The organism is Dactylosporangium sp. NPDC049742, from assembly GCF_040674675.1.
Taxonomy (GTDB): domain Bacteria; phylum Actinomycetota; class Actinomycetes; order Mycobacteriales; family Micromonosporaceae; genus Dactylosporangium; species Dactylosporangium maewongense.
On record NZ_JBFANF010000025.1, the window covers coordinates 151590 to 160408 of the forward strand.

General features: G+C 74.5%; 9 protein-coding genes. 5 read left to right on the forward strand and 4 right to left on the reverse strand.

Going from position 1 to position 8819, the window contains the following annotated elements; all coding sequences use genetic code 11:
• Nucleotides 1-17 precede the first annotated feature (17 nt).
• Nucleotides 18-755: a helix-turn-helix domain-containing protein gene (locus tag AB0J72_RS28570; protein ID WP_363403823.1), complete on the reverse strand. Its 738-nt coding sequence runs from the start codon at nucleotides 753-755 to the stop codon at nucleotides 18-20.
• A gap of 101 nt (nucleotides 756-856) precedes the next feature.
• Here AB0J72_RS28570 and AB0J72_RS28575 point away from each other — a divergent pair, with 101 nt between their 5' ends.
• A complete protein-coding gene (locus tag AB0J72_RS28575; RefSeq protein ID WP_363403825.1) occupies nucleotides 857-1594 on the forward strand; it encodes a Crp/Fnr family transcriptional regulator in 738 nt (245 codons plus the stop codon).
• Between the two features lie 24 nt (nucleotides 1595-1618).
• Entirely contained in the window at nucleotides 1619-1906 is a 288-nt protein-coding gene (locus tag AB0J72_RS28580) for a DUF1905 domain-containing protein (RefSeq protein WP_363403826.1), read from the forward strand.
• On the opposite strand, the gene AB0J72_RS28585 is transcribed toward AB0J72_RS28580, so the two are convergent.
• The 3 genes from AB0J72_RS28585 to AB0J72_RS28595 form a co-directional block, all read right to left on the reverse strand.
• The gene (locus AB0J72_RS28585; RefSeq protein ID WP_363403828.1) at nucleotides 1903-3183 is read right to left on the reverse strand and encodes a cellulase family glycosylhydrolase; all 1281 of its coding nucleotides are present in this window, start codon (nucleotides 3181-3183) and stop codon (nucleotides 1903-1905) included. The genes AB0J72_RS28580 and AB0J72_RS28585 overlap by 4 nt on opposite strands.
• 264 nt (nucleotides 3184-3447) lie before the next feature.
• Nucleotides 3448-4341: a M56 family metallopeptidase gene (locus tag AB0J72_RS28590; protein WP_363403830.1), complete on the reverse strand. Its 894-nt coding sequence runs from the start codon at nucleotides 4339-4341 to the stop codon at nucleotides 3448-3450.
• Nucleotides 4338-4697 (reverse strand): BlaI/MecI/CopY family transcriptional regulator, encoded by a 360-nt coding sequence (locus tag AB0J72_RS28595; protein WP_363403832.1) that lies wholly within the window; start codon nucleotides 4695-4697, stop codon nucleotides 4338-4340. The genes AB0J72_RS28590 and AB0J72_RS28595 overlap by 4 nt, the downstream gene beginning before the upstream one ends.
• Nucleotides 4698-4778: 81 nt before the next feature.
• On the opposite strand from AB0J72_RS28595, the gene AB0J72_RS28600 reads away from it, so the two are divergent.
• From AB0J72_RS28600 to cydD, 3 genes are read left to right on the forward strand one after another with little or no spacing between them, the layout of a single operon-like run.
• A complete protein-coding gene (locus AB0J72_RS28600) occupies nucleotides 4779-6137 on the forward strand; it encodes a cytochrome ubiquinol oxidase subunit I (RefSeq protein ID WP_363403834.1) in 1359 nt (452 codons plus the stop codon).
• A 10-nt stretch (nucleotides 6138-6147) separates the two neighbouring features.
• Nucleotides 6148-7164 (forward strand): cytochrome d ubiquinol oxidase subunit II, encoded by a 1017-nt coding sequence (gene cydB / locus AB0J72_RS28605; RefSeq protein ID WP_363403836.1) that lies wholly within the window; start codon nucleotides 6148-6150, stop codon nucleotides 7162-7164.
• Nucleotides 7161-8807, forward strand: a complete 1647-nt coding sequence (gene cydD, locus AB0J72_RS28610) for a thiol reductant ABC exporter subunit CydD (protein WP_363403838.1) — start codon at nucleotides 7161-7163, stop codon at nucleotides 8805-8807. Before cydB ends, cydD begins: the two co-directional genes overlap by 4 nt.
• Nucleotides 8808-8819: the final 12 nt, after the last annotated feature.

The following is an 8819-nucleotide window of genomic DNA, read 5'->3' on the forward strand; positions in this document are numbered from 1 at the left end:
CTCCGCCGCCGGGCGCTTCAGACCTGCTGGAGCGCCCGGCGGATGGCGGCGGCGACGTGCTCGGGGTCGCGCTGGTCATGCACGACGATGACGGCGGTCCCGTTGCCCTTGCTCGTGGCGCCGGCGGCTCCCGCGCCCGTCTCAGGGCCCGCTCCAGACACCGCTCCAAGGCCCGCTCCGGGGTTCGCTTCGGTGGTCGCGAACAGCGACACCACCTGCGCCATGGCGGCGTCGAGCTCCGCGACGGGCTCGGCGGTGTCGCGCCGCAGCCACCGCCGGAGCACGTGGTTGTGGGCGGAGACGACGGCGGCCGCCATCAGCTCGGCCCGCAGCGCCGCGCCGGGAGCGGAACCCCACGACTCGGCGATGAACTCGCGGAAGAGTCGCTGGTACCGCGCGACGCTGGCGATCTCCCGGTCCCGCAGGGTCGCGATCCGGCTGGTGAGCGCATAGCGCAGGCGGGCCCGGTCCCCCTCCTCCAGGTACCGCAGCAGGACGAGGCGCACCGCTTCGGTGACCGCCACGATCGCCGTGTCCGCCGTCGACGTCGCGAGGCGCTCCTTCACGGTCGCGAGGAGGCGGTCGTGATCGGGGAAGATCACGTCCTCCTTCGACCGGTAGTGGCGGAACAGGGTGGTGCGGCCGACGCCCGCCCGGTCGGCGATGTCGTCGGCGGTCGTCTGCTCGTAGCCGCGTTCGTCGAACAGCGCGAGGGCGGCGTCGACGAGCCGGTCACGTACGGGAATCGCGGTCACAGTCCCCATCCTCCCGCATCGCTCTGACCTGTTGCTTTCCGGTCCCGGTATCCAGTACCGTCCTAATGGTACGCAGTACCGCATCGATCTGGGGAGGACACATGGTCCTGACGTTCGGTTCCAGCGCCGCTACGGCCCGCGCGCTGGCCTACGACCCGGTACTGCGTTCCACGGACCTGTTCCGCAGCGTCGACCCCGACTCCGCCGCCGCGCTGGCCCAGGAGTTCGAGCGGGTCGACGCGGACCGGGGCACGGTCCTGTTCACCGAGGGCGACCCCGGCGACCGGCTCTTCATCGTGCTGTCGGGCAAGGTGAAGCTGAGCCGCCGCTCCCGCGACGGCCGCGAGGGCCTCATGGCGCTGCTCGGCCCGACCGACCACTTCGGCGACTTCGAGCTGCTCGACGGCGGCCCCCGGGTCGCGGCCGCGACCGTCGTCTCCGACGCCCGCCTCGCCGTGCTGCCCAAGACGGTCCTGGACCGGTGGATCGCGCACCACCCGCACGTGGCGGAGCAGCTGCTGCGGGTCATCGCCCGGGGCATCCGCGGCCACCGCGCCGCCGTCGACGACCGCCTGTTCAGTGACGTGCCCGGCCGGGTCGCCGGACGGCTCGTCCAGCTCGCCCAGCGCTTCGGGGTCGCCGAGGACGGCGCCACCCGCGTCGTGCACGACCTCACGCAGACGGAGCTCGCCCAGTTCGTCGGCGCCTCACGGGAGTCGGTGAACAAGGTCCTCGCCGAGTACGCCGCCCGCGGCTGGGTCCGCCTGGAGCACAAGTGCGTCGTCATCCTCGACAACGCCCCGCTCGCCCGCCGCGCCCAGCGGGGCCGCCGCCGCTGACCGGCGTCTTCTAGGCTGGTCCGCGTGGACCTGGAGTTCAGCGGCGAGGTGTGGCACTGGCGCGGCCCGTCCCCGTTCCACTTCGTGACGGTGCCGGAGGACGAGTGCGCGGCCCTGCGTTCCGCGGCCGCCCTCGTCACCTACGGCTGGGGCATGATCCCGGTCACCGCCCGCATCGGCGGCACCACCTGGACGACGTCGCTCTTCCCGAAGGACGGCGGCTACGTGGTCCCGCTGAAGGACCGCGTCCGCAGGGCCGAGACCATCGACCTCGGCGACACCGTCACCCTCCGCCTCACCGTCGCCGCCTAGCGGGCCGGGGGCGTGACCGCGGCGACCATGGCCGAGCGCGGTGAGCGCTTGCCGAGCAGGCTCCGGGCATACACGGCGTAGGTGTACTCCGTCGAGCCCTTCAGGCCCTTGAGCGTCACGTCGGCGCGGTTGGTCGTCACGACCCGTGTCTCGGCCGCGCCGTTGACGGCGACCACCAGGTACGTCGTGCCGCCGAACCTGTCCGGGCGGCGCTGCCAGGTAAGTCGGACGCTGCTCGGGGTCACGTCCGTCACGGTCAACCCCCGCGGGGCGCGGCTCTTGGGGTCGACGCCGACCGCGGCCGCGGTGTTGCGGAACACCGTCGCCTCGCGCGTGTCCGAATCAAGGCCGTTGGGGCCGTCGATGAACCGCCGTCCCCACGCCGTGCGGCTGTTGCCGTCGAAGTTGTTCACCAGGTCCAGGTAGCTGAACTGCTTGTCGTTGCCGCTCCAGGACCAGCCGAGGTAGCCGAGGTGCTGTGCCTGCGCGGTGGCCATGATGGCGTCCTCGTCCGGCTTGCCCCACTCGTGCTGGCTGGAGAACTCGCCGATGAGGATCGGCAGGTGGCGCTCGGTGAACGAGGTGAGGTAGCCGCTGACCTTCGGCGCGGTGTTGAACATGCCGTACATGTGGATGTCGAACGCGGTGTTGCCGGTGGGGTCGGCGGCGAGCACCCGCTCGGCGTTGTCGCGCATGATGAACGACTCGTCCTGGCCCCAGCCGGGGCCGTCGACCAGCAGCGTGTGCTTGAAGCCGGCGGCGCGCAGCCGGCGGATCGCGTCGGAGGTCTGCTGCACCCAGGGCCACGTGGTGCCGTTTGCGAACGGTTCGTCGGCGATGTTGACGAGGACGTTGTCCTCGTGGCCGGCCAGCGTGTCGCGCAGGCTGAGCCAGAACTGCACCGCTTCCGACATCGGTGCCGCCTTCTTGTCCTGGCCGAAGCCGGCGGTGTCGTGGGCGTCGAAGATACAGATCAACCGGTTCTGCTGGCACAGCTCGACGACGGTTGCCACCTCCCGTGCCGGGGCCCGCCGAAACTGGTGGCCGATGCCGAGGGTGACCCGCACCGCGTTGGCGCCCGCCGCCTTGATGGCCGCGAAGGAGCTGTTGTGGTCCGGGTACCACATGAAGTCGTGGTTGACGCCGCGCAGCACGAGGTCGCTGCCGTTCGCCTCGACGAGCCGGCCGTCACGAACCTGGATGCCGATGTGCGGCTCGGCGGCGTGCGCCCGGCCCGGCGTCAAGAGCGCGGCCAGGAGCACGGCGACCGTCAGCACCGCCCGGGTCGGGCCGGCAGTACGCGGTCGAGCCAGGCGCCTGGGGCGTGCGGGCGGAACGTCGTCGCGCCTGGCCGGCCTGAGCGAAACCTGGGCGTCGGTTGTCACGGCCCCTGCGGATACCCCGGGTCGTCCGCTCCTATCCGTGCCGCCGGGTGACCCGGACGGGCGGCGGCCGGCGACGCATCGGCTGTCCGCCCGTAGCCGCGCAACCGGCCCCCCACACTGCAGTGGCTCGGCAGGGCGCTCGGGCCAGGTCGAGACCTAGAGCGGCCAGTGCCGCACGGCGGTGTCCAGCCAGGGGACGACCAGCAGGACCGTCGGCAGGACGAGGATCGCGGCGGCCAGGGTGTAGACGGCGGCGGCGAGGCGGCGGTCGGTGGGGGCGGCGCCCGGAGCCAGGCGGTCGAGGCGCCACCGGCGCTCGCGGTCGGTGTCGTGCGGCTCCAGCTCGAGGTCGCCGGCGGGGCCGCTGAGTGACCGGAGGGCCGCGTGCACCGGCTCGTCGCCGTGGACGCGGCGGGCGGCGTCGTCGGCCAGGGCCTCCAGGAGCAGGTGGACGGCGTCCAGGGGAGCGCGGCTGCGCAGCGGGGCCGGGACCGCGCGGTAGAAGGCGGTGAACGACTCCATCACCACGTCGTGGCGGGCGCGCAGGTGGGCCCGCTCGTGGGTGAGGACCGCGGCCACCTGCGGCTCGCTGAGCAGGCGCAGGGTGCCCTCGCTGAGCACGATCCTGGGGGAGCGGCCCGGCACGCAGTACGCGAACGGCAGCCCGCCCTCCAGGACCCGCAGCGGCACGTCGCCGTCGATCGTGGCCCGGGAGAGCAGGTCGGCGAGCAGGCGGTGGCGGGCACGGCGCACCCGCGACCGGTACGCCACCAGGAACAGCGACACGAGCAGCCGCACGACGATGACGGCGGCGACGGCCAGGGCCGCGACGAGGGCGGCGACGGCGAGCGTGGTGCCGCGGGCCCGGACCAGCTCCTCGGGGCCGGCGAGCACCACGCCCAGCGCGCACAGGACGGCGGCGAGGGTGATCGCCTGCCACAGCGCGACGGCGGCGCCGGGGGCCCGGGCCGTCCAGCGCGCCCTGGCGAGGGGGCCGGGGACGACGAGCGACAGGGTCAGGCCGAGCGCACCCAGCAGGAGCGCGGTCACCGGTCTCTGGCGGCCTTGATCGCCGCGGCGAGCGCGTCAGGGCCGATCCGCCCGACGAAGTGCGCGAGGGCCGCGTCGCGGGCGGCGCCGTCCGGTGCGCCGCTGAGGGCGTCGAGCATGAGGGCCGCGGTCATCTCCTCGCGCGTCTGGGCGGCGGCATAGCGGTAGGCGCGGTCCGCCTTCTGCTGCGTGACCACGCCCTTCTTGGCCAGCCGGTCCAGCACCGTCATCACGGTCGTGTACGCGAGGCCGCGCGAAGGGTCGAGCCGCTCGTGCACCTGCCGGACCGTCAGCGGCTCCCCGGCGTCCCACAGCTGCGCCATGACCTCGCGCTCGAGGTCCCCAAGTCCGGCCATGCAGCCAGTGTAACCGGGATTACGGTGCGCGTCGTACTACAACCCGTAGTATCTACTACGAGATGTCGTAGAGGGGGACTCATGGACGTGCTCGACCTGACCCGGCTGCAGTTCGCGGTCGTCACGCTCTACCACTACCTGTTCGTGCCGCTGTCGATCAGCCTGTCCGCGGCGACCGCCGGCCTGCAGATCGCCTGGATGCGCACCGGCGACGACAAGTACCGGCAGCTCACGATGCTCGTCGGCAAGCTGCTCATCGTCACCTTCGCCGTCGGCGTCGTCACCGGCCTGGTGCAGGAGTTCCAGTTCGGGCTCGCCTGGAGCGAGTTCGCCCGCTTCTACGGCGACGTCTTCGGGCCCACCCTCGCCATCGAGGGCATGCTCGCGTTCTTCCTCGAGGCCACGTTCCTCGCGCTGTGGTACTTCGGCTGGGACCGGCTGTCGCGCCGGGTCCACCTGGCGACCATCGTCGTTGTTGCGGTCGGCACCCTGCTGTCGGCGTTCATCATCCTCGCCGCGAACTCGTTCATGCAGCACCCGGTCGCATACGAGCTCGACCCCGCCACCGGCCGCGCCCGCCTCACCAGCTTCAGCGAGCTGCTGCTCAACAAGGTCAACCTCGCCGCGTTCCCGCACACCATGGCCGGGGCGGTCATGGTCGGCGGCGCGCTCCTGCTCGCCGTCGGCGCCTGGCGCCTGAGGGATGCCGCCGACGGCGCCGCGTTCGCCACCCTGGCCCGGGTCGGCGCCTGGATGACCGCCGCCGGCGGCGCGCTCACCGCGCTCACCGGCGACCACCTCGGCAAGGTCATCACGCAGGTGCAGCCGATGAAGATGGCCGCCGCGGAAGCGCTCTACGCCACCACGACCGGCGCGCCGTTCTCCATCTTCGCGGTCCCCGGCTTCAGCATCGAGGTGCCCCGGCTGCTGTCGATCCTCGCGTACGGCAGCCCCGACGCGACCGTCGCCGGCATGGACGACCTCCAGGCGCAGTACAGCGCCGCGTACGGTCCCGGCAGCTACGTGCCGATGATCCCGGTGGCGTTCTGGACCTTCCGCCTCATGATCGGCGCCGGCATGCTCGCGATGGGGTTCGCGCTGCTGTACCTGTGGCGCACCCGGCGCGGCCGCCGGCCCGCGGCGTGGATGCTCCGGGTGGCGATCCTGCTGCCGCTGCTGCCCGCCGCCGCCAACAGCCTCGGCTGGATCTTCACCGAGACCGCCCGGCAGCCGTGGATCGCGTTCGGCCTGTCGAAGGTCGCCGACGGCATCTCCCCGGGGCTCACCGCCGGCGAGGTCCTCGCGTCGCTGCTCGCGTTCACCGCCGTCTACGGCGTCCTCGCGGTCGTCTGGCTGCGCCTCGTGCGGCACCTCGCCCGCAAGCCGTTGTCGGCACCCGTACCGGTGGCCGCCGACCCCGAACCCGCCCTGAGCTACTGAGGAGACCCCGATGAGCCTCGTCGTCATCTGGTACGCGCTGATCGTCCTCTGCTGGGTCCTGTTCTTCGTCCTGGAGGGGTTCGACTTCGGCGTCGGGCTGCTCACCCCGCTGCTCGGCCGCGACGAGCACGAACGCGCCGCCGCCGTGCGCACCATCGGCCCGTTCTGGGACGGCAACGAGGTGTGGCTGGTCGCCGCGATCGGCGTCACGTTCGCCGCGTTCCCGTCCTGGTACGCGGCGCTGCTGTCCGGCCTGTACCTGCCGATGGTGGCGATCCTGCTGCTGCTCGCCGGCCGCGGCGTGGCCCTGGAGTTCCGCGGCAAGCACGACTCGCCGCGCTGGCGCCGCCGGTGCGACCTGGTCCTCGCCGCCTGCTCGGCCGGCGTCGTGCTGCTGTGGGGCGCCGTGCTCACCGTCTTCGTCCGCGGGCTCGCCCTCGACGCCGGCGGCGAGGTCACCGGCGGCGGCCTGGCCCGCACCCTCACGCCGGTCCTCACCCCGGCGGCCGGCCTCGGCGCGCTGCTCGCCCTCACCGCCGCCGTCCTGCTCGGCGCCACCTTCCTGGCCCTGCGCACCACCGGCCCCGTCCGCCGGCGGGCCGGGCTGCTGGCCCGCCGGGTCGCCCTCGCGGCCGCCGTCGCGGCGCTCGTCGTCGCCGCCGGTGCCGCACTGGCCGGGGCCGCCGCCACGGTACTGGTCGCGTCGGCCGTCGCCGTGCCCCTCGCCGGGGTCGCCGTCCTGACCCGCCGGGCCGGGACGCGGTGGGAGGCCGGCTCGTTCGCCCTGGTCGCGATCGCGGTCGCCGGCGCCGTCGTGGCCACGCTGACCGCCAACGGCGACGTGGTGCTGCCGAGCACCCTGTCGGGCGCGTGGTCGCTGACGATGTCCGAGGCCGCCGCGACCGGCCCCGCGCTGCGCCTGATCAGCGCCGCCGCCGTCGTCGTGCTCCCCGGCGTCCTCGTCTACCAGGCGTGGTCGTACCGCGTCTTCCGGCAGCGCGTCGCCAGCGAGCGGGTCGCCTCGTGACCAGCGTCGCGGGGACGGCCGTCGCGGAGGGCGGGCGTCGCAGCCGGGGGCCCGTCGACCCGAGGCTGCTGCGGCACGCGCGCAGCAGCCGGGCGGGGATCGCGCTGCTCGCCGCCATCGGGGCCGCGCAGGCCGCCGCGACCGTCGCGCTCGCCGTGGTGGTCACCGGCATCGTCGTGCGCCTCGCCGCGGCGGAGCCCGTCGGCGCCGGGGCCCTCGCCGCGCTCGCCGGGGTGTACGCCGCCCGGGCCGCCCTGACGTGGGCGGAGCAGGTCGCCGGCCGCCGCACCGCCGCCCGCGTCACCGACGAGCTGCGCCGGTCCGTGCTGGCCGCGGCGCTGCGGCGCGGGCCCGCCTGGGTCGCCGGGCACGGCAGCGGGCGGCTCGTCGCGGTCCTCGGCGGCGGCATCGACACGCTCCGGCCGTGGTTCAGCGGATACCTGCCGTCGCTCGTCCTCGGCGTGGCCCTGCCGCCGCTCGTCGTCGCCGCGATGTTCTTCGCCGACCCCGCCTCCGCCGTCGTCGTCCTCGCCACCCTCCCGCTCGTGCCGCTGCTCGGCGCGCTCATCGGCTGGGCCACCCAGCGGCGCGCCCAGGAACGCTGGCAGGCCAGCGCCCGGCTCGCCGGACACTTCCTCGACGCCGTCCGCGGCATCGCGACGCTGCGCCTGTACGGCCGCGCCGAACGCCAGACCGCCGCCGTCGCCCGCATGACCGACGCCCACCGCGCCGCGACCGTGCGGGTGCTGCGGGTCGCGTTCCTCTCCTCGACCGCCCTGGACCTGGTCGGCACGCTGTCCGTCGGGCTCGTCGCGGTCGAGGCCGGGCTCCGCGTCGCCGCCGGCCACCTCGACCTCGGCCCCGCGCTCCTGGTGATCCTGCTCGCCCCCGAGGCGTACCGGCCGCTGCGCGAGGTCGCCGCCCGCTTCCACGCCAGCGCCGACGCGGCCGCCGTCATCGCCGACGTCGACCAGATCCTGACCGACGCCGCCCCCTCGCGGGGGTCCACCACGACCGGTGAAGCGCCCGGCGTGGTGGCGGCCGGTGTCCGCGTCCGGCACCCCGGTGCCGCCGTCGACGCGCTGCGGCTGCCCGCCCTGGCCGTCCACAGTGGAGAGCTCGTGGCGCTGCGCGGGCCGTCCGGCGCCGGGAAGACCACGACGCTGCGGGTGCTGGCCGGGCTGCAACCCGTGTCGGCCGGGTCGGTCGCCGTGGGTGGGGGGCGGCCGCTGTACCTGCCGCAGGACCCGACGCTGCCGCACGCCCGCACGGTCGCCGAGGCGGTCGCCCTCGACGGCGAGACCCGCCCGGCCGACGCGGTCGTGCTCGGCGCGCTGCGGACCGTCGGCCTCGACACGGAGATCCTGGCCCTGCCCGGCGGCCTCGACACGCCCCTCGGCGAACGCGGTCAGGGCCTCTCCTCCGGGCAGCGGCAGCGGCTCGCCCTGGCCCGGCTGCTGCGCCAGGCCGCCGCCGCGCCCGCCGTCGTGCTGCTGGACGAGCCGACCGCCCACCTCGACGCCGCCGCCGAACGTCGGGCCCTCGCCGAACTGCACGCCCTCGCCGCCCGTGGCTGCGCCGTGCTCGTCGTCGCGCACCGGCCCGCCGTCCTCGCCGCCGCCGACCGGACACGCCGACGTTGAGCGTTCGCATTG